Raw genomic sequence first — 22,448 nt, 5'->3', positions numbered from 1 at the left:
GACTCCATGCCCCGGACGGCGGGCCGGGATTCGTACGGTGGAGAGGTGACCCAGCCGATCCCCGCGACAGTGGACGTCGTACTCCCCTGCCTGGACGAGGCCGAGGCGCTGCCCTGGGTCCTGGAGCGCGTCCCGGCCGGCTGGCGGCCGATCGTGGTCGACAACGGCTCGGCCGACGGGTCCGCCGAGGTGGCCCGCGGGCTCGGCGCCACGGTGGTGCGCGAGCCGCGGCGCGGCTTCGGCGCCGCGTGCCACGCCGGACTGCTGGCGGCCCGGGCCGAGTTCGTCTGCTTCTGCGACTGCGACGCCTCGCTGGACCCCGGTCTGCTGGCCGCGCTGGTGCGAGAGGTGGCCGAGGGGCGGGCGGACTTGATGCTGGGGCGGCGCCGGCCGCAGGGGCGCGGCGCCTGGCCACTGCACGCCCGGGCCGGGAATCTGGCGCTGTCCGCGCTGGTGCGGCGGCGGACCGGACTGCGCCTGCACGATCTGGGGCCGATGCGTGTCGCGCGGCGGGAGCCGCTGCTGGCGCTCGCGCTCACCGACCGGCGCAGCGGCTATCCGCTGCAGATGGTGGTACGCGCCGCCGACGCGGGCTGGCGGGTCCGCGAGACGGATGTCCCCTACCGGCCGAGGACCGGGAAGTCGAAGGTCACCGGGACCTGGCGGGGCACCTGGCAGGCCGTGCACGACATGCGCGCGGTCCTGGCGCAGCCGCCGGTGACCGTGCCGGTGGCCGGGGGGACGGGGGCGGCCCGGTGACCACGCTGCTCGTGATCGCCAAGGAACCGGTGCCGGGGCGGGTGAAGACCCGGCTCACCCCTCCGTACTCGCCGGCGGAGGCGGCGCTGCTGGCCGAGGCCGCGCTCGCCGACAGTCTCGCGGCGGTCGCCGCGGCGCCGGCGCGGCGGCGCGTCCTGGTCCTGGAGGGCGAGCCGGGCGGCTGGCTGCCGGCCGGTTTCGAGGTGGTGGCGCAGTGTTCCGGCACGCTGGACGAGCGGCTGGCCGCGGCCTTCGGGCTGTGTTCCGGGCCGGCTCTCCTGATCGGTATGGACACTCCGCAGGTCACGCCCGCCGTCCTTGCGCCCGCGCTGGCCCCGGATTCCTGGCGGGGCTGCGACGCGTGGTTCGGTCCGGCGGCCGACGGCGGCTTCTGGGCGCTCGGCCTCGCCGAGCCGGACCCGGAGCTGCTGCGCGGGGTGCCGATGTCCGTACCGGAGACGGGTGACGTACAGCGGCGGCGGCTCATCGGCGCGGGGCTGACCGTGCGCGACCTGCGGGTGCTGCGCGATGTCGACACCGCGGCCGACGCGCGGCTGGTGGCGGCCGAGGCTCCGCACGGCCGGTTCGCCGCCACGCTGGCCGCGCTGTCACGGCCGGCGGCGTGATGACCGCCGACGGGGCGGTGCGCGCCCACCGCGCCGCCGCTTGGCACGCCGATCCGTACACGGACGCGCTGCGCACCGGCCGGGGCCCGCTCTTTCTGCGCCGCCACGACGGCCGGCTGTTGCCTCTGGAGGTGGAGCGGTGGTGCGCCGCGCCCGACCTCGCCGACCTGACCGTGCTGGAGCGGTGCCGGGGTGCCGTGCTCGACATCGGCTGCGGTCCGGGACGGCTCGTCACGGCGCTCGCGCAGCTCGGCAGGCCCGTCCTGGGGATCGATGTGAGCCCGGTCGCCGTGGCCCGCACCGTGCGTGCGGGCGGCAGCGCGCTGTGCCGCTCGGTCTTCGACCGGCTTCCCCGCGAGGGGAGTTGGAGCACCGCGCTGCTCGTCGACGGCAACATCGGAATCGGTGGCGATCCGCCGGCCCTGCTCGCCCGGCTCGGCCGCCTGGTCGGGCGGAACGGCACCGTGCTGGCCGAAACGGCGCCGCTCGACATCGACGAGCGTGTCCTGGTCCGCGTCGACGATGGCCGGGGCGCGCACGGCCCGTTCTTCCCCTGGGCCCGGATCGGCGCTCCCGCCCTGCGCAGGTACGCGGAGTCGGCGGGCTGGACACGGACGGAGCAGTGGACCGCGTCGGGGCGCAGCTTCGTGGCGCTGCGCCGCGCGGCCGTTCCCTAGAACGTGTCCGGAGAACGTGTCCGGAGAACGTGTCCGGCCGGGGCGTCGGCACCTTACGAAACGCGGACGCCGGGCAAGGGACAGGTCCTGCCGGGCGTCCGGACTGGGAGGCTGAGTGACGTGATCAACCTGCGTACCGTCCGTACCGGCGTCCTGCTGGCCGCGCTCGCCGCCGTGCTCACGCTGACCATCCGCAAGGACGGCTTCCACTCCGACCCGGCCGGCCTGTCCTGGTGGTACGCGGCGAGCTGGCTGCTCTTCGGCGCCGCGGTGTGGTCCCTGCGCAAGGCGCCGGCCGGGCATGTGGTGGCGCTGGTACTCGCCGGCGGGATCGCGGTGGCCGCCACCGGCCTCGCCGCGCCGCCGCGCACCAGCACCGACGCGTACCGCTACGCGTGGGACGGCCGGGTGCAGGCGGCCGGGATCTCCCCGTACGACCATGTGCCCGCCGACCCCGCGCTGGCCCGGCTGCGGGACAGCTGGCTGTTCCCCACCGGGGCCGCGTGCGTGGGCCCCGACCGGGCCCCTCTCCCCGCCGGCCCGGAGGGCCACTGCACCCGCCTGAACCGGCCGGGTGTGCACACCGTCTACCCGCCGGTCGCCGAGGGGTACTTCCTGCTGGTCCACGCGCTCTCGCCGGACGGCGCGCGCCACAAGCCGCTGCAGACCGGCGGCGCGCTGCTCTCCCTCGGCACGACTGTCGTACTGCTCGTGGTGCTGCGCCGCCGCGGCGAGGTGCGGTACGCGGCGTACTGGGCCTGGTGCCCGGCCGTGCCGGTCGAGGCGGTCAACAACGCGCACGCCGATGTGCTGGGTGTGCTGCTCGCCGTGGCCGCGCTGGGCATGGTGAACCTCCGCCGGGTGGCCGGCGGGGCCGTGCTCGGCGCGGCGATCGGCACCAAGCTGCTGCCCGCGGTGGTGCTGCCGGGAGCGCTGTCGGGCGTACGGCGGTTCAGGGACGCGGCAGCCGTGCTGCTGCCGGCCGCGGCGGTGTTCGCCGTCGCGTACCTGCCGTACGTGCTCGTCTCGGACGGCTCGGTCCTCGGCTACCTCGGCGGCTATGTGACGGAGGAGGGCTACGACGACACCTCCACCGCCAAGAACCGCTTCGCCCTGCTGCGCCTGCTGCTGCCCGACGCGTGGGCGTATGTGGCCGCGGCCGTCGTGCTGCTGCTCGTCGTCCTCCACGTGCTGCGCCGCGGTGACCCGGCACGGCCGTGGAGCGGCGCGCTGCTGGTCACCGGGACGGCCTTCCTGCTGCTTACGCCGGGCTACCCCTGGTACGCCCTGCTGCTGGTGGCGCTGGTCGCGCTGGACGGCCGCTGGGAGTGGCTGGGGGTCGCCATGGCCGGAGCGGCCAAGTACGTCACCGGCCGCGCCTTCGACGAGGCGAACACCCTGGGGACCACGGCGTACGCCATCGCGGCGGCCGCGGTGCTCATCGGGTGGGCGGTGCGGCGCGCCCGGTGGACCGCCGGGCCCGGGGAGCGCACCCTGGCCTCCGCACTCCCGCCGACTTCAGGAGGCGCCCGATGACCACGCCGGACCGTACCGCAGCCCCCTACCGATACGAGGACCTGCGCGCCCTGTTCATCAACTGCACGCTGAAACGCTCCCCGGAGACCAGCAACACCGAGGGGCTGATCGGCAGGAGCCGCGCCGTGATGGAGGCGAGCGGCGTGACGACCGAGCTGGTCCGGGCCGTCGACCACGACATCGCGACCGGGGTGTGGCCGGACATGACGGAGCACGGCTGGCAGTCCGACGCCTGGCCGGAGCTGTACGAGAAGGTCATGGCCGCCGACATCCTGGTGCTGTGCGGGCCGATCTGGCTCGGCGACAACAGCTCGGTCATGAAGCACGTCGTCGAGCGGCTCTACGCGTGCTCCAGTCTCCTCAACGACCGCGGCCAGTACGCCTATTACGGCCGGGTGGGCGGCTGCCTGATCACCGGCAACGAGGACGGCGTCAAGCACTGCGCCATGAACCTCCTCTACAGCCTCCAGCACCTGGGCTACACCGTGCCGCCGCAGGCCGACGCCGGCTGGATCGGGGAGGCCGGCCCCGGGCCGTCCTACCTGGATCCGGGATCCGGGGGCCCGGAGAACGACTTCACCAACCGCAACACCGCTTTCATGAGCTGGAACCTGATGCATGTGGCGGCGATGCTGAAGAGCGCCGGCGGCATCCCGGCGCACGGAAACCAGCGCTCGGAGTGGGACGCGGGCTGCCGCTTCGACTTCCCCAACCCCGAACACCGCTGACCATGCCGGTCATCCGGATCGTCCGCCACACGCCGCTGTCCGCCGACGAGGCATGGCGGCGGCTGACCGACTGGGAGCGGCACGCCGCCCATGTCCCGCTGACGCGGACGGTCGTAATGACCCCGCCGCCCACCGGCGTCGGCACACTGTTCAACGCCCGCACCGGACTCGGCCGGGCCGGTGTCGACGACCCGATGCAGGTCGTCCGGTGGGAGCCTCCCGCCGCGGGCCGGCCCGGCCGGTACAGGCTGGAGAAGCGCGGCCGGGTGGTGCTGGGCTGGGCGGAGATCGAGGTGCGGCCCGCCGGAGCGGGATGCCGGGTCCTGTGGCTCGAGGAGCTGCGGGTCCGGGGGCTGCCCCGGCTGCTGGATCCGCTGACCGGGCTGGCGGGCCGACTGATGTTCGGACGCGCGCTCACTGGGCTGCTCGAAGAGAACCCGCGTGGCGCGCAGCGATGAGTTCCGCCGCGGCGTGGAGTCTGAACCGGTGAAGCTGACAGGCCGAGCCGAGAAGGAACCCCACCATGGCAACGATCACCTTGACCACGTTCTTGTCGCTGGACGGCGTCATGCAGGCGCCCGGCGGCCCGGACGAGGACCGCAGCAACGGCTTCGAGCAGGGCGGCTGGCTGGTGCCGTACGCCGATGAGGACATGGAGAGCTTCATCGCCGGCTTGTTCGACGCCGCCGACGGCTTTCTGCTGGGCCGCAGGACGTACGAGATCTTCGCCGGCTACTGGCCGCAGGTGACGGACGAGAACGACCCGATCGCCTCCCGGCTCAACACCCTGCCCAAGTACGTGGCCTCGACGACGCTCGACAAGGCGGAGTGGCACAACTCGACCGTGCTCTCCGGCGATGTGCCGCAGAAGGTGGCCGCGCTGAAGCAGGAGTACGACCGGGAACTGCAGATCCACGGCAGCGGGACGCTGGCACAGAGCCTGATGGCCCACGACCTGATCGACGAGTACCGCCTGCTGGTCTTCCCGGTCGTACTGGGCGCCGGGAAGCGGCTGTTCGCGGACGGGGCGCTGCCGAGCGCGCTGGAGCTCGTGGAGTCCAGGACAACGGGGAGCGGAGTCGCCCTGCTCACCTACCGGCTGAAGGGCCGGCCGACGTACGGCTCCTTCGAACTGCCCGAGTGAACACTCTGCCCCCGCCGGGCCGGGCGGGGGCAGAGCGGCTAGGGCCTGTCCGGCGGATCAGGGCCGGATGGGACGCGGCGTCTGGTGCACTGCGCTTCGCTCCGTCTCCGCTCTTTTCCAGGCCCTTGGATGCGGAGCTGCATCGCAAGGCGCCGGAGTGTCCTAATAGCGGAGCTATTCGGGCATTTCGGCAACGCCGCGAGGTGCCGTGCCAGACGCCGTGGCCCCGGCCAAGATCCGCCGGACAGGCCCTAGGGGTCAGCGGATCGGCATGCCGGACAGTGTCCGGGCGATGACCAGGCGCTGGACCTCGCTGGTACCTTCGAAGATGGTGTAGATCGCCGCGTCCCGGTGCATCCGCTCCACCGGGTACTCGCGGGTGAAGCCGTTGCCGCCGAGGATCTGGATGGCCTGGGCGGTGACCTTCTTGGCGGTCTCGCTGGCGTACAGCTTGGACATCGAGCCCTCTGCGGAGGTGAACGGCTTGCCCGTCGTCGCCATCCACGAGGCCCGCCAGACCAGCAGCCGGGCGGCGTCGATGCGCGTGCGCATGTCGGCCAGCTGGAAGGCGATGCCCTGGTTGTCGATGATCGGGCGGCCGAACTGCATCCGGGTCCCGGCGTAGTCGAGCGCGACCTCGTACGCGGCCCGGGCGGTGCCCACCGCCATGGCGCCGACCGCCGGGCGGGACGCCTCGAAGGTGGCCATCGCGGCGTTCTTCACCCTCTCGCCGGACTTGGCGTTCTCACGGGCGCGGGCGAGGCGCTCGTCGAGCTTGTCCTTGCCGCCGAGCAGGCAGTGTCCGGGGATCCGCACGTCCTCCAGGACGACCTCGGCGGTGTGCGAGGCGCGTATGCCGTGCTTCTTGAACTTCTGCCCCTGCGAGAGGCCGGGGGTGGCCGGCGGCACGATGAAGGAGGCGTGGCCCTTGGAGCCGAGTGCCGGGTCGACGACGGCGACCACGACGTGGACGTTGGCGATACCGCCGTTGGTCGCCCAGGTCTTGGTGCCGTTCAGGACCCACTCGTCCTTGGCCTCGTCGTAGACGGCGCGGGTCCGCATCGCCGCCACGTCGGAGCCGGCGTCGGGCTCGGAGGAGCAGAACGCGGCGACCTTCACATCGTTCTCGTCGCCGTACATCTGCGGGATCCAGGTGCCGATCTGCTCCTCGGTGCCGTTGGCCAGCACGCCGACGGCCGCGAGGCCGGTACCGACGATCGACAGCGCGATGCCCGCGTCTCCCCAGAACAGCTCCTCCATGGCCACCGGGATGCCGAGGCCCGTGGGGTCGAAGAACTGCTGGGCGTAGAAGTCGAGGGAGTAGATGCCGACCTTGGCGGCTTCCTGGATGACCGGCCAGGGAGTCTCCTCGCGCTCGTCCCACTCGGCGGCGGCCGGGCGAATCACATCGGCGGCGAAGCCGTGGATCCAGTCGCGGACCTGCTTCTGGTCATCGTTCAGATCCATGGTGAACTCCGCCATGTCCCCTCCAAGCTGTTGTTACTAGCGGTAACAGCAGTCTGTTACCGGCCGGTAGGGGATGTCAACTCCTGTCGGCCGCTGGATTGGCCGATCAGGGAGGGTGTTACTTTGCCGGGGCGTCACGCAATCGCACGGGCGGGGAGAGACACGCAATGGAGACCACGCAACAGGCCGGTCAGCAGCAGACGGCCGAACGCCGGCGGCGCGAGCTGCTCGAAGCGGCCGACCGGGTGGTGCTCCGGGACGGCCCGCAGGCATCCATGAACGCCATCGCCGCGGAGGCCGGGATCACCAAGCCCATCCTCTACCGGCACTTCGGCGACAAGGGCGGACTGTACCGGGCACTCGCGGTGCGGCACACCGACGCGCTGCTCGACTCGCTGCGCGCGGCGGTGGACGCGGCGTCCGACCGGCGGGAGCGGGTCGAGGCGACGCTGGACGCCTACCTGGCCGCCATCGAGGCGCGCCCGCAGGTCTACCGGTTCCTGATGCACCCCGCTGAGGACCCGCAGCAGTCGGAGCAGGGCTTCGACGTGGGCCGCCATTCGGCGCCGCTGCTGCGCCGGCTCGGCGAGGAGCTCGCCAAGGTGATCGCGGAGCGGGTGGACCTGGGGCCGGACGGCGAGGAGCTGGCCCGGGTCTGGGGTCACGGCGTCGTCGGCATGATGTACGCGGCGGGTGACTGGTGGCTGAGTGAACGGCCCTGCTCCCGCGCCCAGTTGGTGCGCTCCCTCGCCGACCTGCTGTGGGGCCGGCTGGCCGACGCCGACGACCGCTCGGCGGTCCGTCCGGCTGAACAGCCGGACGGGATCTGAGTTCCGGACAGGACCTAAGCACTCCAGGGTGCCCGGCGTGCGGCCCGCAGGGCCCGGCGCCGACGCAGTCCGGTGAGCCGGTCGGTGTAGACGGTGCCGTCGAGATGGTCGCACTCGTGCTGAAGGCAGCGCGCGAAGAAGCCGGTTCCCTCGACGCGGACGGGCGCCTTGTCCAGGGTGACGCCCTCGACGACGGCCCGGTCGAATCGGGTCGTGCCGGCCTCGATGCCGGGCAGGGACAGACATCCCTCCGGACCGCGGATCTCGATCCCGTCGGCCTCCACCAGGCGCGGGTTCACGAGGTGCCCGACATGGCGGACGTCCTCGTCGTCGGGGCAGTCATAGACGAACACCCGCAGCGGAACACCGATCTGGTTGGCCGCCAGGCCGACGCCGTCCGCCGCGTACATCGTGGCGTACAGGTCCTCGATCAGCCGGGACAGGGCCGGACCGAAGTCGGTGACCGGCTCGCACGCGGCGTGCAGCACCGGATCGCCGAGCAGGCTCATGGTGCGGACCAGGCCGGAACTGCCGGGAATCGGGCGGCGTCGCATGCCCGCAAGCGTACGTGCGGCCCGGCTCCGCGCCTGCCGCGCGGTGCCGCGGTCAGGGCCCTGGCCGGATCTCGATAGGCTGAGCCCGGACCGACGCAAGGAGGATCAAGGACGATGGCAGGCAACACGGACCCGCTGTCGCCGCGGGCCAAGCTGGCCGTGACGGCGGGCAAGGCCGCGGCAGCGGTGTCACGCGCCGCGGGGCGGGGCAGCGGATCGGTGATCGGCGGCAAGGTGGCGCTGAAGCTCGACCCCGATCTGCTGGGGCGGCTCGCGCAGCACCTGGACGTCGTCCTCGTGTCGGCGACCAACGGCAAGACCACGACGACCAGACTGATCGCCGAGGCCCTGCGGGCCAGCGGTCCCGTCGTGTCGAACGCCCTCGGCGCCAATATGCCGGCCGGTATCACCTCGGCGCTGGCGGGCGGCTCGGACGCCCGGTACGGCGTGATCGAGGTCGACGAGAAGTACCTCGCCGGCGTCGCGCGCGATGTGACGCCGAAGGCGATCGCGCTGCTGAACCTCTCGCGCGACCAGCTCGACCGGGCGGCGGAGACCCGCATGCTGGCCGAGAAGTGGCGTGAGGGCCTGGCGGGCACGAAGGCCGTCGTCATCGCCAACGCCGACGACCCGCTGATCGTGTGGGCCGCGTCGTCCTCGCCGAACGTGGTGTGGGTGGCGGCCGGCCAGGAGTGGAAGGACGACGCCTGGTCGTGCCCCTCCTGCGGCGGTGTGATGCAGCGCCCCGGCGACGACTGGTTCTGCGGCGAGTGCGGCTTCCGCCGCCCCACGCCGAGCTGGGTGCTCTCCGGCGACCACGTCCTGGACCCGCACGGCTCCGCCTGGCCGATCCATCTGCAGCTGCCTGGCCGCGCGAACAAGGCGAACGCGGCCACCTCCGCCGCTGTCGCCGCCGCCTTCGGGGTGCCGCCGCAGGTCGCGCTGGAGCGCATGTACCAGGTGCAGGCGGTGGCCGGACGCTATGACGTGGTCACCTTCCAGGGCCGTGAGCTGCGGCTTCTGCTGGCGAAGAACCCGGCGGGCTGGCTCGAAACGTTTTCCCTGATCGACCCGCCGCCCACCCCGGTGATCCTCTCGGTGAACGCCCGCGGCGCGGACGGCACCGACACCTCCTGGCTCTGGGACGTCGACTACACCCGGCTCGCGGGCCACCCGATCTTCGTGATCGGTGACCGCAAGCTGGACCTCGCGGTCCGCCTGGAGGTCGCGAACCTGGACTTCCGGGTCTGCGAGACCGTCGACGAAGCCGTGCAGCTGGCCCCGCCGGGACGTATCGAGGCGATCGCCAACTACACCGCCTTCCAGGACCTGCGCCGCCGCGTCGGCAACTAGCCCGCAGAGGATGACGAGAATGAGCGACAACAGCCTGCGCCTGGTGTGGATCTACCCGGACCTGCTGAGCACGTACGGAGACCAGGGCAACGCCCTGGTGGTGGAGCGCCGGGCGCGTCAGCGCCGCCTGGACGTGGCGCGCGTGGACGTGCGCAGCGACCAGGCCATCCCGACCTCGGGCGACATCTACCTGATCGGCGGCGGCGAGGACCGGCCGCAGCGGCTGGCCGCGGAGCGGCTGCGCCGTGACGGCGGGCTGGAGCGGGCGGTCTCCAACGGCGCGATCGTCTTCTCGGTCTGTGCCGGCTACCAGATCCTCGGGCACGAGTTCATCAACGACCTCGGCGAGCGCGAGCCCGGTCTCGGTCTGCTCGACGTGGTCAGCACCCGCGGCCAGGGCGAGCGGTGCGTCGGTGACGTCCTGGCCGACATCGACGAGCCGCTCGGGCTGCCGCAGCTCACCGGCTTCGAGAACCACCAGGGCATCACGCACCTCGGCCCGACGGCCCGGCCGTTCGCCCGGACCCGCCTGGGCAAGGGCAACGGCACCGGCGACGGCACCGAGGGCGCGTACAACGGCACGGTCTTCGGCACGTACATGCACGGCCCCGTGCTGGCCCGGAACCCGCAGATCGCGGACCTGCTGCTCAAGCTGGCCCTCGACGTGAACGCGCTGCCGCCGGTCGATGACCGCTGGTACGAAGCCCTGCGCGCGGAGCGGATCAGCGCGGCCACCCAGCCCGCCTGAGGCTGCGGCGACCCGTCCGCAGATCCGTCCGCAGATCCGTCCGCCGCCCGGACGCATGGTTCAGCCCCGCCATCTCACGCTTGTAGGGTGGCGGGGATCCAGCCGGACGACGTGGTCCGGTCGTCGGCCCACGTTGCAAAGGTATTTCGGGCAATGCGAATTGGTGTACTCACCTCCGGCGGCGACTGCCCCGGCCTGAACGCCGTCATCCGTTCGGTCGTGCACCGGGCAGTCGTCGACCACGGCGACGAGGTCATCGGCTTCCACGACGGCTGGAAGGGCCTTCTGGAGTGCGATTACCGGAAGCTCGACCTGGACGCGGTGGGCGGCATCCTCGCCCGCGGCGGAACCATCCTCGGCTCCTCCCGGGTGCAGCCCGCGCACCTGGTCGACGGCGTCGAGCGGGCCCGCGGATACGTGGCGGAGCTCGGGCTCGACGCGATCATCCCGATCGGCGGCGAGGGCACCCTGAAGGCGGCCAATCTGCTGTCCGAGGCGGGCCTGCCCATCGTCGGCGTCCCCAAGACCATCGACAACGACATCGCCTCGACCGATGTCACCTTCGGATTCGACACCGCCGTCGGCGTCGCGACCGAGGCCCTCGACCGGCTCAAGACCACCGCCGAATCGCACCAGCGGGTACTCATCGTCGAGGTCATGGGCCGGCACACCGGCTGGATCGCCCTGCACTCCGGCATGGCCGCCGGCGCGCACGCCATCGTCGTACCGGAACGCCCCTTCGACATCGACGAGCTGACCGAGGTCGTCGGGCGGCGCTTCTCCGCGGGCAAGCGGTTCGCCATCGTGGTGGTCGCGGAGGGCGCGAAGCCCCGCGAGGGTTCCATGGCCTGGGACGAGGGCGGCAAGGACATCTACGGACACGAGCGCTTCGCCGGAGTCGCCCGCCAGCTGTCCGTCGAGCTGGAGGAGCGCCTCGGCAAGGAGGCCCGGCCGGTGATCCTCGGGCACGTACAGCGCGGCGGCACGCCCACCGCGTACGACCGCGTCCTCGCCACCCGCTTCGGCTGGCACGCGGTCGAGGCCGCCCACCGGGGCGAGTTCGGCATGCTGACGGCCCTGCGCGGCACGGACATCGTGATGGTGCCCCTGGCGCAGGCCGTGGAGACGCTGAAGACGGTGCCGGACGACCGGTACGAAGAGGCGGAGTGCGTGCTCTGAGCCGTCTCGTACGCACCTGACCGCCCCCGGCCGCAGCAGTGGCCGGGGGCGGTTCTACGCTGGGGCGGACAACCGACGCGAATCAGGGGCATCCCCCTCGGGAGAGAACAGATGGATCACAGCGGGCACGGCGACGGCATGACCATGGACCTGCCGCCGTTCACGCTGGGGCGCGGGCTGGAGTTCTCCCCCGACCCCTTCTTTCTGGCCGGCAGCCTGATCGCCCTGGTGCTCTACGGCTGGGCCGTGCTGCGGCTGCGCCGGCGCGGCGACAGCTGGCCGGTCGCGCGGCCCGTCCTGTTCACCCTCGGTGTGCTGAGCGTGGCGTTCGTGACCTGCACCAAGCTGAACGACTACGGCATGGTCATGTTCAGCGTGCACATGGTCCAGCACATGGTGATCAGCATGCTCTCCCCGATCCTGCTGCTGCTCGGCGCGCCGGTGACCCTGACCCTGCGGGCGCTGCCGTCCGCGGGGCGCGGCCGCAAGGGGCCGAGGGAACTGCTGGTGGCGCTGCTGCACAGCCGGTACCTGCGCGTCCTCACCCACCCGGCGTTCACCATCCCGCTGTTCATCGCGAGCCTGTACGCGCTCTACTTCACGCCCCTCTTCGACTTCCTGATGGGCAGCAAGGTCGGGCACGTGTCGATGATGGTGCACTTCCTCATGGTGGGCCTGGTCTTCTTCTGGCCGATCATGGGCGTGGACCCGGGGCCGCACCGGCCCGGCTATGTGATGCGGATGCTGGAGCTCTTCGCCGGTATGCCTTTCCACGCCTTCTTCGGCATCGCGCTGATGATGGCGAGCGAGCCCATGATCGGCACGTACGCGAACCCGCCGGCGTCGCTGGGCATCGACGCGCTGACCGACCAGAACGCGGCGGGCGGCATCGCCTGGGCGTTCAGCGAGATCCCGTCGGTCCTGGTCCTGCTCGCCCTGGTCTTCCAGTGGTACAAGTCCGAGCAGCGGACGGCCAGGCGCGCCGACCGGGCCGCCGACCGCGACGGCGACAAGGAGCTGGAGGCGTACAACGCCTATCTCGCCTCGCTCCAGGCACGCGGGCGGTAGCGGCGGGCCCCTCCCCGGGGCGACGATGGGGGCCTGACCGCCGTCCGGGCGCACGTCGCCGCGGACTGCCGGGAGAAGGGAACCCCATGCCCGGATCTACGAAGGCGATGGCAGCACTGACGGTCGGCGGCCTGGTGGTCGTGACCGCCTACACCGTGGCGCTCGGCAGCAACGGCTGGCTGTGGTTCGGCTGGATCGTGCTCGGTCTGCTGACCGCCGGCATGGCGGTGTCGCGCAGTACCTGAGCCGGCCCGAGCCGGGTCGTCCCGGCTCACGGCCTCTGGTCGCTGTGGCCGCACACCCAGGCCAGCGCGTCGTGCACGCCCCGGGTGTAGTCCCGGGGCACCGTCCGCTGGGTCGTGTCCTCCAGCTGCACGGTGGCGGCGTCGACCTCCGCGGTGAGCTGGGGTATGTCCGGCGGGCCCTCGACGCGGGCGCCGGTGATCGGGGCGTCGTCCGCACGGCCCAGCGCCCACAGATACCCGGTCAGGGCGCCGCGCGAGAGCTGGGTCTGCTGGTTCGGCCCGGCGGCCGAGGCGTCAAGGGCGCGCTGCGCGTCCTCGACCTCCGCGCGGAGCCGGGTCCCCACGGTCAGGTCTTTGTAGGGTTCCTTCTGCTGAGTGCTCATACCGATACGTCTGTCCACCTTTCCGGCGGTGATGTGCACCGGACACCGTGCGTGTGCGGCGGCTGTGAGAGGGAAAACGCCAGCATGCAGGCGCCGATGCCCGTGAGCACACCCGTTGTACGCAACTTGTACGCAACGTAGAGGCCCGTGACCGGGAAGGGGTCCAGATGAAGACCAGTACCAAGAGGAAAAAGCTGCCCCTCGCCTACAAGCCCATGGGATTCGTCCTCGGCTGGGCGGGTGGTGCGCTGGCCGGCCTCGCCTTCCAGCAGGCGTGGAAGGTGATCCGGCACGAGGACAACGCGCCGGACGCACTGGACGAGGACCGCGGCTGGGGCGAGGTGCTGCTGGCCGCGGCGGTGCAGGGCGCGATCTTCGCCGTCGTACGCAGCGCGGTGGACCGGTCCGGCGCCGCGGGCATCCGGCGCGCGACCGGCGTATGGCCCTCGCCCAGCCGTAGCGGCGGCCGGGACTGAGGGGCGGGAACAAGGGGGATACGAGGAGCCGCGGATGGACGCCGACAGCGACCGGGACGCCCTGCTGGACGGGATGACGGTGGACGACCGGCGCCCCGAGCAGCCGATCCTGCTCGGGGGTACCGGTCAGCCACTGCAGACCTGGCGGGAGAACTATCCGTACGACCTCAAGATGCGCAGGCGCGAGTACGAACAGCACAAGCGGGTGCTCCAGATCGAAATGCTCAAGCTGCAGCGGTGGGTGAAGGACACCGGCCTGCGGATGGTCGTCCTGTGCGAGGGCCGCGACGCGGCCGGCAAGGGCGGCACCATCCAGCGGTTCACGGAACGGCTCAATCCGCGTGGCGCCCGGGTCGTGGCGCTCGAGAAGCCCACCGAGCGGGAGGCGGGGCAATGGTACTTCCAGCGCTATGTGGCCCACCTGCCGGCGGCCGGCGAGATCGTCTTCTTCGACCGCTCCTGGTACAACCGCGCCGGAGTGGAACGGGTGATGGGGTTCTGCACCCCCGCGCAGTACAAGCACTTCCTGCACCAGGCCCCGCTCTTCGAGCGGATGCTCACCGACGACGGCATCCTGCTGGTGAAGTTCTGGTTCTCCGTCTCCCGTACCGAGCAGCGCACCCGCTTCGCCATCCGGCATGTGGATCCGGTGCGCCAGTGGAAGCTGTCGCCGACCGACCTGGCCTCGCTCGATCTGTGGGACGCGTACACCGAAGCCAAGATCGACATGTTCCGGGCCACGGACACCTCACACGCCCCGTGGACCGTGGTGAAGAGCAACGACAAGAAGCGCGGCCGCATCGAGGCCATGCGCAGTCTGCTGTGGCGCGTCGACTACCCGAGCAAGGACGAGAAGGCTGTCGGGATACCCGACCCGCTCATCGTCGGCGCTGCGGACACGCTGCTGGAGCCGGGTGAGGAGAGCAGCGACCTCTCCCCCACCCCGCTCGCCCAGGGCCGGCAGGGGCCCGGCGACCACCCGGCCCGGGCGGCCGGCGCGGACAAGGCGGACTGAAGGGGACGTGGCCGGCTGAGGGTCAGCTGCTCAGATCGAACTCGGCCCGGACGCGTTTGCCCACCGGCACGCGTTCGGCGCTGAGCCGGTCGCACAGGGCCGCCACGATCTCCATGCCGTGGCCGCCCAGCCGCTGCGGGTCGTGCCCGTACAGCAGCGGCAGGGCCGGACTGCTGTCGTACACCGTGACGGTGATGAGGCTCGCGGTGCCCTCGAACTCCAGCACGTACGGACCGGCGCTGTAGCGGTCGGCGTTGGTGACCAGTTCGCTCACCGTCAGCAGCACGTCCCCGCGCTTGCGCTCACCGAACTCGGCGAACCACTCGGCCGCCAGCTCTGCGAGGAACTGGTCGGCGAGTGCGCGGGCCCTGGCGATGCAGCCGGGCTCACCACCGAACACCTCGGCGCGGTGCAGGGGTTCCACGCGCACGTCAACGGCCTGCCGGGAGGCCGGTCGGGTGGTGGTGGGCTCGCTCATGATCTCCAGCCGGGGCGCCTGGGGGGTGGTCGGAGAGGATCTCCGGTCGCTCGCATACCCCGAGTCCCGCATCCTAAGCCCGTCATTTCGCGCCTGGTTTCCCGCCCTCCTGCGCGAGGGCGCGGCGGGATATCGCCGGCCGTCGGGACGAGGTGCGACCGGTCGCGGCCGGTGCGACGCTGGAGGCGGCGGGTGCCGGATGGGCAGGCGAACGCATGGGACCGGAAACGGGCAGCGACGGACACGCGGCCTCACCTGCCGCGGCGCCCGCTCCGGTCTCGCGCGACCCAGCCGGGGCGCAGCCGTCGCGTCCACGGCTCCGGGGGTTCGCGGCCGCGCTGCGGGGCCAAGAGGGGCCGGAAGCGGTCGTGGTGCGGCGGGCCGTGCGGGTCACCGTAGCCGCGGGCATCGGCTTCTACGTATGCCTTTACGGGCTGGACGCCCCCGTGGCCGCGGTCTACGCCCTGTTCGCGTCCGTCGCCATGGGGGTGCTCTCCCGCATACCGGGTACCGGACGCCGACGAGCCGGGATTGTGCTGCGGCTCCTGCCCGCCGCCTGGTTCCTGGTGATCATGGGGACCGTACTGGCGGTCCGGACCTGGGCCGCTGTCGCCGGGATGCTGGTGGTCGGCTTCGTCCTGGCGTACGGGGCGGTGGCCGGGCCTCGGCCGGCGGGTGCCGCTCCCGGCCTGCAGCTGCTCTACATCCTCCCGTGCTTTCCGCCGTACGCCCCGGGAACCCTCGACGAACGGCTGGCCGGCGTCACCCTGGGGCTGCTGCTGCTGGTCGCCGCCGAGGCGTTCGTCATGCCGGACAAGCCGGGTCCGGACTATCGGGAACTGCTGGCCCGCGCGTCCGAGGTGGCCGCGCGGTGCGCGCGGGAGCTGGCCGGCTCCCCCGCGCCACTCCCGGCAGACCTGCGCGCGCAGGCGCATGCGGCGAGCGAGGCTCTGCGCCCGTCGCACGCGCCGGAAGCCGACCGGCCGGCCGGACCCGGCATCAGGGACCGGGCGCTGGCGCACGCGGGCGCCGCTGCCCGCCAGCTCCTGCTCTGCCTGCAGGAACTCCCGGCGGGCCCGGCCCGCGGCAGCGCCCCGGAGGTGGGCGGACCGGACGTGCTGCGGCAGCTGGGCGTGAGCGCGGACCGCTCGGCCGCGGCCCTGCGGGGCGGCGCGGCGCCCGAGATCTCGCCACTGGAGCGGGAGGCCGAGGAGTTCCGCCGCACGCGCGCGTCCCTCGACCGCCCGGGGCCGGGTGGCACGACGGTGCCGCTGATGCTCCGGCAGGCCGCCGAGACGGAGGCCGCCGAGATGGGCCTGACCCTGCTGCGGGCGGTCCGGGTCGCACTCGGCGACCGGACCGTGCCCCGCGAGCTGCGCGACGGGCCGTTCTGGTACGTGCCGCTGAGCGAGCCGCGGCTGTGGTGGCGCCGGTTCACCGGCCACCTCGGCCCGCGTTCGGTCTACTTCCAGAACGCGGTCCGGCTCAGCATCGGCCTGGCGGCGGCCCGGGCCGTCGCGGGCGTGACCGACCTGCCGCACGGCTTCTGGGTCATGCTCGCCGCGCTCACCCTGACCCGTACCACCGCGGCACTCACCGGGTCGACCGTCCGCCGGGCGCTCACCGGTACGCTGCTGGGCGCGCTCGCCGCGGCCGGCATCCTCGTCCTCGCCGGGCGGCACACCGACGCGTATGCGGCCGTCCTTCCCGTGATCATGCTGGTGGCCTTCTGCCTCGGCCCCGTTCTGGGCGTCGGCTGGGCACAGGGGTTGTTTACGCTCGTGGTCTCGATGGCGTTCGCGCAGCTCGCACCGGCCACCTGGCAACTGGCGGAGGTCCGCTTCCTGGACGTGCTCACCGGCAGCCTGATCGGCCTCGCGTGCGGAGTGGTGGCCTGGCCGCGCGGCGCCCACCACGAGTTGCGCCGGAGTACCGGGGCACTGCTGCGCGAGGTCGCCTCGATGGTCACCGACACCACCTCGGCGCTCGCAGACGGACAGCGGGGCCTGGCGCCTGGCGACCATCGGGCGCTGCTGCACGCCCTCGTCCTGGCGGAGTCGTCCTTCGTGCAGGCCCAGAGCGAGCCGCCCGACCCGCGTGCGGCCGGGGTGGACTGGCAGGCCGCCCTCATCGCCGGACACCACGCCCTGCACGGATCGGGGCGGCTGCTGCGTGAGCCGGCCGCGCCCGGCGAGCTGGGCCCGCGCTCGCGCGCATGGCTCACCCTCCGGGCCGAGGCCGTTGCCGAGCGGTGCCTCCTGCTCGGCCGGCAGCTCGAACGGTCCGGACCGGACGGCGTGGACGGCTCCTGCACGGCGCCGCTCCCGCTGGCGCCGTGGCCCGCCGAGGGTCCCGTCGGCACGCCGCCGGCGCTGCTGCCGCTGGTGTTCGACACGGCCGGCTGGCTGCGCTCCGTCGCGGTCGACCTCCGCCGTGTCGTCCCGCCGTCCGGTTCCTGAGGCGACCTGTACCGCCCGCGGGGGGCCGGGCACGGCCGGGTCAGTCGGCGTCTGGGCCCTGGGCCCTGACCTTGTGGACATTTTCCAGGGAGTCGCGCAGGTCCTGCAGCCAGTCGTCCGCATGCTTCTGCACCAGCCGGACGCACCAGGCCAGGGCCTCGCTGCGGCTGCGTGCGACCCCTCCCGCGATCAGCGTGTCCAGCACCTGGCGCTCCGCTTGCCGCAGGCGGGTCATCACCGGCGCGGAGACGGTGGTGTACATGGCACGCAGGCCGCCGCACTCCACCCCCCACGACACCTTCCGCCCGAACCTTCGCTCGGCGTCACGCGCCACCCGCATGCGGTCCTCGCGGGTCCGCTCGCGGAATTCGGCGGCGCGTCCTTCCAGCGCCGCGTCCCGCTCCGTCGCGGACGCTTCGGCGCTCACCTCGGGCTCCGGGATCCGGCCGACGACCATGATCTCCTCACGGTCGACGGTCACGTCCAGGAGTTCGAGGAACAATCCCTCCGGCAGCCGCCCGGCGAACCAGCCGCGCAGCGCCTCCTTCTCCTGTTGCGTAATCATGTAATTCAACTTACGCCCACTCCTGGCTCTTGGCCAGAGCCCCGCGACGTACCGGGCGCGGGCCGGCCCTGACTCCCGATCAGGCGTGGTTCCGGGCGATCAGACCCGCACATAAACTGACCCCCTTCGTAGGATCCGTGACCTGGCAGAACGCAGCCCGTTGGGAGACACCGTGTTCTACTACGTGCTCAAATACGTCCTGCTGGGGCCGCTGCTGCGGCTGGTGTTCCGGCCGCGCATCGAGGGACTTGGGCACATTCCGGCCGACGGCGCCGCGATCGTGGCCGGCAACCATCTCTCCTTCTCCGACCATTTCCTGATGCCGGCGATCATCAAGCGGCGGATCACCTTCCTCGCCAAGGCCGAGTACTTCACCGGTCCGGGCGTCAGGGGCCGGCTCACCGCCGCCTTCTTCCGCAGCGCCGGACAGATCCCGGTGGACCGGTCCGGCAAGGAGGCCGGCCAGGCCGCGATCCGGGAGGGACTCGGGGTTCTGGGCAAGGGCGAACTGCTCGGCATCTACCCGGAGGGCACGCGGTCGCACGACGGACGCCTGTACAAGGGCAAGGTCGGCGTCGCCGCGATGGCGCTCAGGGCACAGGTCCCGGTGGTGCCGTGCGCCATGGTCGGCACGTTCGAGATCCAGCCGCCGGGGCAGGTCGTGCCGCGCGTCAAGCGCGTGACGATCCGCTTCGGGGAGCCGATGGACTTCTCCCGGTACGCCGGGATGGACAACGAGAAGGCCGTCCTGCGGGCCGTCACCGACGAGATCATGTACGCGATCCTGGAACTCTCCGGGCAGGAGTACGTCGACCGGTACGCCGCCGAGGTGAAGGCCGAGCAGCAGGCCAGGAAGTTCCCCCGGCTGTTGCGCTGACGGCGAATCAGCGCAGGGCGAACGTCACCGGGCGGCACGGGCGCGGCGGCGTAACGTCCCGAGGTATGAGCAGCGGAACCGCGTTCGTACTGGGCGCCACAGGACAGGTCGGGCGCGCCGCGGTGCGCGCGCTGACGGCGGACGGCTGGGACGTACGGGCGGCCTCGCGGCGCGGCGGGCGGGACGCGTCATGGCCCGCGGAGGTACGCACCGTACGGCTGGACCGGGACGAGAACGGCGCACTGGCCGCGGCGCTCGACGAGGCAGGCGGCGGCGTCGACGTGCTGGTGGACATGATCGCGTTCGGACAGGACCACGCGAGGCAGTTGGCCGGCCTCGCCGACCGGATCGGTTCGGCCGTCGTCCTCTCCAGCGGCGCGGTGTACGAGGACGATCACGGCCGCGGCTTCGACACCCAGTCGGAGCCGGACGGCTCGCCCAGGTACCCGGTGCCGATTCCGGAGACACAGCGCACGGTGGCGCCGGGAGAGGCGACCTACAGCACACGAAAGGTGCGGCTGGAGCGGGAGTTGCTGGCAGCCGGCGAGCGGCTGCCGGTGACCATGCTGCGCGCGGGAGCGATCCACGGACCGTACTGCCGCACGCCGCGCGAGCTGTTCTTCGTCAAGCGGGTGCTCGACGGGCGGCGCACCCGGGTGCTGGCGTACGGCGGAAGCAGCCGCTTCCACCCCGTCCACACCTCCAACGTCGCGGAGTTGATCCGGCTGGCCGCGAGGAAGCCGGGGTCCCGGGTACTCAACTCCGGCGATCCCGAGGCGCCGACGGTGGCGGAGATCGGTGCGGCGATCGACGAGGTGATGGGCTGGGAGTGCGAGACCGTGCTGGTGCCCGGCGCGCCACCGGTCGGCACGGTCGGGTCCTCGCCCTGGACTCTGGAGCATCCGGTCGTCTACGACATGTCTGCGGCGGAACGGGAGTTGGGGTACAAGCCGGTCACCGGATACGCCGCATCACTGCCGGCCACCATCGAATGGCTCAGCGCGCAGCTGCGTGGCCGGGACTGGCGTGAGGCGTTCCCGAAGATGGCGAGGGCTTACGACCCGCACGGGGACCTCTTCGGATACGCGGAGGAGGACGCGTGGCTCGCCGGGCGAAACCCGGGCCCAGCAGCCCGGCCGTAAGCTGGCGGATACGACCTTCGATGCAGCCTTCTGGGAGACACCGGGTGACCGAGTACGAGACGTACACCAAGCTGATCGGCCTGCTGGACGAGCGGGGGGCGGCGTACCGGATCATCGAGCACGAGCCGCAGGGGGCCACCGAGGCGGTCAGCGCGCTGCGCGGCAACACCCTGGCGCAAGCGGCCAAATGCATCGTCGTCATGGTCAAGACCGGTAAGAAGACGAAGCGTTACGCGCTGGCCGTGGTGCCCGGTGACCGGCGGCTGGACCTGGGCGCGGTGAAGGCGCTGCTCGGCGGTACGTATGCGGGATTCGCGACCCCGGAGGTGGCGGAGCGGCTGGCCGGGAGCGTGAGCGGAACCATTCTGCCGTTCTCCTTCGATCCCGAGCTCGAACTGGTGGTGGATCCGGCACTTCTGGAGCACGAGGAGATCTTCTTCAACGCGGCGCGCCTGGACCGCTCGCTGGCGCTGCGGACGGCCGACTACACCGCGATCGCGGTACCCCGGACGGCCGCCATTTCGTAACGTCGGCGCCCGTCCAAGCAAAGAGGAAGGGCTCCCGACAACAGATCGTACGCGTGTTCTTTATCTACGGCTGAAAATCGCCACGGAGTCCAGGAGTTGACGCAGTTCACCGGCATCCGCCGCGACGGCGGTCACGAGAATGGCGGGACCCGCGAGCGGCATCAGGACGGCCCGCTCCCCCAGCACCCTCGGCTCGGGCGTCTGTCTGGTGAAGGCCGGGTCGACGACCAGGAGTTGGCCCGCGGCCCGTCCGCCGCCCAGTACGGCCGGGCCGTCCCAGCCGCCCGGTGCGCCGGGACCGTAGGACACTTCCTGGTCGAGCAGCGGACGGCCGGCGCGGTGCACGGTGAGGCGGCCGGTGAGGCGGCCGGGCAGCTCACCGGTACGTCCGAGCACCTGCTCCTCGCGCAGGACCAGCCGTGCGGTGGGGGCGAGTTCGGCACGCGTCGTCATGCGCAGATCGCTGCCGTGCACGGAGATCAGCGGCTCGGGCAGCCAGCGGAGTTCAGCGTCGTCGCCCACGGTGAGGCGGACGTCGTACGTGGCCGGGTCGCCACCGCGGCCGGGCAGGGCGATGGTCGCCGCCGCCGAGGCGAGGTGAAGTCGTGCGCCGGGTTCCGCGACGGCCTCGATGGCCAGCCGGTCGCCGCCCAGGGGCGCGCTCATCGCACCGACGACGGTGACCTTGGCTCCCGGGCCGGCGGAGCGGACCCGGCGCAGCGCGAGCGGGCCGTCACTGTCGAGGACGAGCAGGGCGGTGGAGCCGCGGCCGTCGGCGCGCGCGGTGATCCGGGCGCAGGCGGTGAGTCCGGTCGCCGGGGCCAGGGCCTTCGCGATGGCCGCCGGCGCCGCGGTCGTGTTCGCGGTCGTTATCGTAATCGCGGTCGTGATCGCGGTGCTCATGCGTGGGCGCGGGTCCAGGCCGCGAGCTGCCCGCGGACCCAGGAGCCGACCGGCTCGACCCCGTCCTCGGCGACCAGCGATGTGAAGGCGACGGGGAGTTCACCGCGCTGGGCGGCGGCGTCCCGGGCCATCCGGCCGAGGTCGGATCCGACGTACGGAGCGAGGTCGGTCTTGTTGACGACCAGGAGATCCGAGGTGGTCACGCCCGGACCGCCCTTGCGCGGGATGTCGTCGCCGCCGGCGACGTCGATGACGAAGATCTGGGCGTCGACCAGGCCCCTGGAGAAGGTGGCGGTGAGGTTGTCGCCGCCGGACTCGACCAGGATCAGGTCGAGCGGCCCGACCGTCTCCTCCAGCTCCTCGACCGCTTCGAGGTTGGCGGAGATGTCGTCCCGGATGGCGGTGTGGGGGCAGGCTCCGGTCTCGACGGCGCTGATGCGTTCGGGCGGCAGGACGGCGCTGCGCAGCAGGAACTCGGCGTCCTCGCGGGTGTAGATGTCGTTGGTGACGACGGCGATGGAGACCTCCTCGCGCAGCAGTCGGCACAGGGCGGCGACGGTGGCGGTCTTGCCGGAACCGACCGGACCGCCGAGGCCGATGCGCAGGGCGCGCCGGCGGCCGCCCGGGCGGAGGGGCTCGGCGCTGTGGGTGTGCCGCTCGGGATAGCTGACGGCGTGGTCGAGATGCATGGCGGGCTCCGGGGGTGTTC

26 protein-coding genes are annotated in these 22,448 nt (G+C 72.2%); 19 read left to right on the top strand and 7 right to left on the bottom strand.

All coding sequences use genetic code 11. From position 1 onward, the window contains the following. Positions 1 to 6 precede the first annotated feature (6 nt). From ACWV17_RS11665 to ACWV17_RS11635, 7 genes are all read left to right on the top strand, one after another. Positions 7 to 759, top strand: a complete 753-nt coding sequence (locus ACWV17_RS11665; protein ID WP_455359603.1) for a glycosyltransferase family 2 protein — start codon at positions 7 to 9, stop codon at positions 757 to 759. Then, positions 756 to 1,385 carry a TIGR04282 family arsenosugar biosynthesis glycosyltransferase gene (locus tag ACWV17_RS11660; protein WP_455359582.1) on the top strand — a complete coding sequence of 210 codons (630 nt, stop codon included), beginning with the start codon at positions 756 to 758 and terminating at the stop codon, positions 1,383 to 1,385. The genes ACWV17_RS11665 and ACWV17_RS11660 overlap by 4 nt, the downstream gene beginning before the upstream one ends. Further along, positions 1,385 to 2,062: a methyltransferase domain-containing protein gene (locus tag ACWV17_RS11655; RefSeq protein WP_455359602.1), complete on the top strand. Its 678-nt coding sequence runs from the start codon at positions 1,385 to 1,387 to the stop codon at positions 2,060 to 2,062. The genes ACWV17_RS11660 and ACWV17_RS11655 overlap by 1 nt, the downstream gene beginning before the upstream one ends. Before the next feature lie 120 nt (positions 2,063 to 2,182). Further along, entirely contained in the window at positions 2,183 to 3,598 is a 1,416-nt protein-coding gene (locus ACWV17_RS11650; RefSeq protein WP_455359581.1) for a glycosyltransferase 87 family protein, read from the top strand. Then, entirely contained in the window at positions 3,595 to 4,326 is a 732-nt protein-coding gene (locus ACWV17_RS11645) for a flavodoxin family protein (RefSeq protein ID WP_455359580.1), read from the top strand. The genes ACWV17_RS11650 and ACWV17_RS11645 overlap by 4 nt, the downstream gene beginning before the upstream one ends. 2 nt (positions 4,327 to 4,328) lie before the next feature. Further along, on the top strand, positions 4,329 to 4,784 hold the full coding sequence (locus ACWV17_RS11640; protein WP_455359579.1) for an SRPBCC family protein: 456 nt from the start codon (positions 4,329 to 4,331) through the stop codon (positions 4,782 to 4,784). 65 nt (positions 4,785 to 4,849) lie between these two features. After that, positions 4,850 to 5,470 (top strand): dihydrofolate reductase family protein, encoded by a 621-nt coding sequence (locus ACWV17_RS11635; protein ID WP_455359578.1) that lies wholly within the window; start codon positions 4,850 to 4,852, stop codon positions 5,468 to 5,470. Between the two features lie 258 nt (positions 5,471 to 5,728). Here the strand turns inward: ACWV17_RS11635 and ACWV17_RS11630 are convergent, their stop codons facing one another. Then, positions 5,729 to 6,952, bottom strand: coding sequence for an acyl-CoA dehydrogenase family protein (locus tag ACWV17_RS11630; RefSeq protein ID WP_455359577.1), 1,224 nt, complete (start codon positions 6,950 to 6,952; stop codon positions 5,729 to 5,731). Positions 6,953 to 7,104: 152 nt separating this feature from the next. On the opposite strand from ACWV17_RS11630, the gene ACWV17_RS11625 reads away from it, so the two are divergent. Then, entirely contained in the window at positions 7,105 to 7,767 is a 663-nt protein-coding gene (locus ACWV17_RS11625) for a TetR family transcriptional regulator (RefSeq protein WP_455351728.1), read from the top strand. 14 nt (positions 7,768 to 7,781) lie between these two features. On the opposite strand, the gene def is transcribed toward ACWV17_RS11625, so the two are convergent. Beyond that, positions 7,782 to 8,321 carry a peptide deformylase gene (def, locus tag ACWV17_RS11620; protein ID WP_455351729.1) on the bottom strand — a complete coding sequence of 180 codons (540 nt, stop codon included), beginning with the start codon at positions 8,319 to 8,321 and terminating at the stop codon, positions 7,782 to 7,784. Between the two features lie 114 nt (positions 8,322 to 8,435). Here def and ACWV17_RS11615 point away from each other — a divergent pair, with 114 nt between their 5' ends. From ACWV17_RS11615 to ACWV17_RS11595, 5 genes are all read left to right on the top strand, one after another. After that, positions 8,436 to 9,674, top strand: coding sequence for a MurT ligase domain-containing protein (locus tag ACWV17_RS11615; protein WP_455351730.1), 1,239 nt, complete (start codon positions 8,436 to 8,438; stop codon positions 9,672 to 9,674). A 19-nt stretch (positions 9,675 to 9,693) separates the two neighbouring features. Continuing rightward, the gene (locus ACWV17_RS11610) at positions 9,694 to 10,422 is read left to right on the top strand and encodes a type 1 glutamine amidotransferase (protein WP_455351731.1); all 729 of its coding nucleotides are present in this window, start codon (positions 9,694 to 9,696) and stop codon (positions 10,420 to 10,422) included. Between the two features lie 153 nt (positions 10,423 to 10,575). Continuing rightward, the gene (locus tag ACWV17_RS11605) at positions 10,576 to 11,601 is read left to right on the top strand and encodes a 6-phosphofructokinase (RefSeq protein WP_455351732.1); all 1,026 of its coding nucleotides are present in this window, start codon (positions 10,576 to 10,578) and stop codon (positions 11,599 to 11,601) included. Positions 11,602 to 11,712: 111 nt separating this feature from the next. Then, on the top strand, positions 11,713 to 12,669 hold the full coding sequence (locus ACWV17_RS11600) for a cytochrome c oxidase assembly protein (RefSeq protein ID WP_455351733.1): 957 nt from the start codon (positions 11,713 to 11,715) through the stop codon (positions 12,667 to 12,669). 86 nt (positions 12,670 to 12,755) lie between these two features. Then, positions 12,756 to 12,914, top strand: coding sequence for a hypothetical protein (locus ACWV17_RS11595; RefSeq protein WP_455351734.1), 159 nt, complete (start codon positions 12,756 to 12,758; stop codon positions 12,912 to 12,914). A 26-nt stretch (positions 12,915 to 12,940) separates the two neighbouring features. Here the strand turns inward: ACWV17_RS11595 and ACWV17_RS11590 are convergent, their stop codons facing one another. Beyond that, the gene (locus tag ACWV17_RS11590) at positions 12,941 to 13,297 is read right to left on the bottom strand and encodes a hypothetical protein (RefSeq protein WP_455351735.1); all 357 of its coding nucleotides are present in this window, start codon (positions 13,295 to 13,297) and stop codon (positions 12,941 to 12,943) included. A gap of 167 nt (positions 13,298 to 13,464) precedes the next feature. On the opposite strand from ACWV17_RS11590, the gene ACWV17_RS11585 reads away from it, so the two are divergent. Together ACWV17_RS11585 and ppk2 are read left to right on the top strand one after the other, a co-directional pair. Beyond that, positions 13,465 to 13,773 (top strand): DUF4235 domain-containing protein, encoded by a 309-nt coding sequence (locus ACWV17_RS11585; RefSeq protein WP_455351736.1) that lies wholly within the window; start codon positions 13,465 to 13,467, stop codon positions 13,771 to 13,773. A 34-nt stretch (positions 13,774 to 13,807) separates the two neighbouring features. Then, on the top strand, positions 13,808 to 14,788 hold the full coding sequence (ppk2, locus tag ACWV17_RS11580; RefSeq protein ID WP_455351737.1) for a polyphosphate kinase 2: 981 nt from the start codon (positions 13,808 to 13,810) through the stop codon (positions 14,786 to 14,788). Positions 14,789 to 14,810: 22 nt separating this feature from the next. Here ppk2 and ACWV17_RS11575 read toward each other — a convergent pair whose 3' ends face one another. Beyond that, positions 14,811 to 15,266, bottom strand: a complete 456-nt coding sequence (locus ACWV17_RS11575) for an ATP-binding protein (RefSeq protein WP_455351738.1) — start codon at positions 15,264 to 15,266, stop codon at positions 14,811 to 14,813. Positions 15,267 to 15,649: 383 nt separating this feature from the next. Between ACWV17_RS11575 and ACWV17_RS11570 the strand changes: the two genes are divergently transcribed. Next, a complete protein-coding gene (locus ACWV17_RS11570) occupies positions 15,650 to 17,725 on the top strand; it encodes an FUSC family protein (protein ID WP_455359576.1) in 2,076 nt (691 codons plus the stop codon). A gap of 40 nt (positions 17,726 to 17,765) precedes the next feature. Here ACWV17_RS11570 and ACWV17_RS11565 read toward each other — a convergent pair whose 3' ends face one another. After that, positions 17,766 to 18,290, bottom strand: coding sequence for a hypothetical protein (locus ACWV17_RS11565; RefSeq protein ID WP_455359575.1), 525 nt, complete (start codon positions 18,288 to 18,290; stop codon positions 17,766 to 17,768). Between the two features lie 172 nt (positions 18,291 to 18,462). On the opposite strand from ACWV17_RS11565, the gene ACWV17_RS11560 reads away from it, so the two are divergent. From ACWV17_RS11560 to ACWV17_RS11550, 3 genes are all read left to right on the top strand, one after another. Continuing rightward, on the top strand, positions 18,463 to 19,167 hold the full coding sequence (locus ACWV17_RS11560) for a lysophospholipid acyltransferase family protein (protein WP_455359574.1): 705 nt from the start codon (positions 18,463 to 18,465) through the stop codon (positions 19,165 to 19,167). Positions 19,168 to 19,232: 65 nt separating this feature from the next. Next, positions 19,233 to 20,309 carry an NAD-dependent epimerase/dehydratase family protein gene (locus tag ACWV17_RS11555; protein WP_455359573.1) on the top strand — a complete coding sequence of 359 codons (1,077 nt, stop codon included), beginning with the start codon at positions 19,233 to 19,235 and terminating at the stop codon, positions 20,307 to 20,309. Between the two features lie 44 nt (positions 20,310 to 20,353). After that, complete coding sequence (locus ACWV17_RS11550; protein ID WP_455359572.1) at positions 20,354 to 20,836, top strand: YbaK/EbsC family protein; 483 nt, start codon at positions 20,354 to 20,356, stop codon at positions 20,834 to 20,836. A 60-nt stretch (positions 20,837 to 20,896) separates the two neighbouring features. On the opposite strand, the gene ACWV17_RS11545 is transcribed toward ACWV17_RS11550, so the two are convergent. Together ACWV17_RS11545 and ureG are read right to left on the bottom strand one after the other, a co-directional pair. Next, a complete protein-coding gene (locus ACWV17_RS11545; protein ID WP_455359571.1) occupies positions 20,897 to 21,739 on the bottom strand; it encodes an urease accessory protein UreD in 843 nt (280 codons plus the stop codon). Beyond that, positions 21,736 to 22,428 (bottom strand): urease accessory protein UreG, encoded by a 693-nt coding sequence (gene ureG / locus ACWV17_RS11540; RefSeq protein ID WP_455359570.1) that lies wholly within the window; start codon positions 22,426 to 22,428, stop codon positions 21,736 to 21,738. Before ureG ends, ACWV17_RS11545 begins: the two co-directional genes overlap by 4 nt. Positions 22,429 to 22,448: the final 20 nt, after the last annotated feature.

The sequence above is a fragment of the Streptomyces mabaensis genome, from assembly GCF_053763515.1.
This window is presented reverse-complemented; position numbering and strand designations above follow the sequence as displayed.

Bases quoted from the DNA above. Each gene is read 5' to 3' on its own strand.
- ACWV17_RS11665 (WP_455359603.1), top strand. From the start codon at position 7: ATGCCCCGGACGGCGGGCCGGGATTCGTACGGTGGAGAGGTGACCCAG.
- ACWV17_RS11655 (WP_455359602.1), top strand. From the start codon at position 1,385: ATGACCGCCGACGGGGCGGTGCGCGCCCACCGCGCCGCCGCTTGGCAC.
- ACWV17_RS11645 (WP_455359580.1), top strand. From the start codon at position 3,595: ATGACCACGCCGGACCGTACCGCAGCCCCCTACCGATACGAGGACCTG.
- ACWV17_RS11640 (WP_455359579.1), top strand. From the start codon at position 4,329: ATGCCGGTCATCCGGATCGTCCGCCACACGCCGCTGTCCGCCGACGAG.
- ACWV17_RS11635 (WP_455359578.1), top strand. From the start codon at position 4,850: ATGGCAACGATCACCTTGACCACGTTCTTGTCGCTGGACGGCGTCATG.
- ACWV17_RS11630 (WP_455359577.1), bottom strand. From the start codon at position 6,952: ATGGCGGAGTTCACCATGGATCTGAACGATGACCAGAAGCAGGTCCGC.
- ACWV17_RS11625 (WP_455351728.1), top strand. From the start codon at position 7,105: ATGGAGACCACGCAACAGGCCGGTCAGCAGCAGACGGCCGAACGCCGG.
- def (WP_455351729.1), bottom strand. From the start codon at position 8,321: ATGCGACGCCGCCCGATTCCCGGCAGTTCCGGCCTGGTCCGCACCATG.
- ACWV17_RS11615 (WP_455351730.1), top strand. From the start codon at position 8,436: ATGGCAGGCAACACGGACCCGCTGTCGCCGCGGGCCAAGCTGGCCGTG.
- ACWV17_RS11610 (WP_455351731.1), top strand. From the start codon at position 9,694: ATGAGCGACAACAGCCTGCGCCTGGTGTGGATCTACCCGGACCTGCTG.
- ACWV17_RS11605 (WP_455351732.1), top strand. From the start codon at position 10,576: ATGCGAATTGGTGTACTCACCTCCGGCGGCGACTGCCCCGGCCTGAAC.
- ACWV17_RS11600 (WP_455351733.1), top strand. From the start codon at position 11,713: ATGGATCACAGCGGGCACGGCGACGGCATGACCATGGACCTGCCGCCG.
- ACWV17_RS11595 (WP_455351734.1), top strand. From the start codon at position 12,756: ATGCCCGGATCTACGAAGGCGATGGCAGCACTGACGGTCGGCGGCCTG.
- ACWV17_RS11590 (WP_455351735.1), bottom strand. From the start codon at position 13,297: ATGAGCACTCAGCAGAAGGAACCCTACAAAGACCTGACCGTGGGGACC.
- ACWV17_RS11585 (WP_455351736.1), top strand. From the start codon at position 13,465: ATGAAGACCAGTACCAAGAGGAAAAAGCTGCCCCTCGCCTACAAGCCC.
- ppk2 (WP_455351737.1), top strand. From the start codon at position 13,808: ATGGACGCCGACAGCGACCGGGACGCCCTGCTGGACGGGATGACGGTG.
- ACWV17_RS11575 (WP_455351738.1), bottom strand. From the start codon at position 15,266: ATGAGCGAGCCCACCACCACCCGACCGGCCTCCCGGCAGGCCGTTGAC.
- ACWV17_RS11565 (WP_455359575.1), bottom strand. From the start codon at position 18,290: ATGATTACGCAACAGGAGAAGGAGGCGCTGCGCGGCTGGTTCGCCGGG.
- ACWV17_RS11555 (WP_455359573.1), top strand. From the start codon at position 19,233: ATGAGCAGCGGAACCGCGTTCGTACTGGGCGCCACAGGACAGGTCGGG.
- ACWV17_RS11545 (WP_455359571.1), bottom strand. From the start codon at position 21,739: ATGAGCACCGCGATCACGACCGCGATTACGATAACGACCGCGAACACG.
- ureG (WP_455359570.1), bottom strand. From the start codon at position 22,428: ATGCATCTCGACCACGCCGTCAGCTATCCCGAGCGGCACACCCACAGC.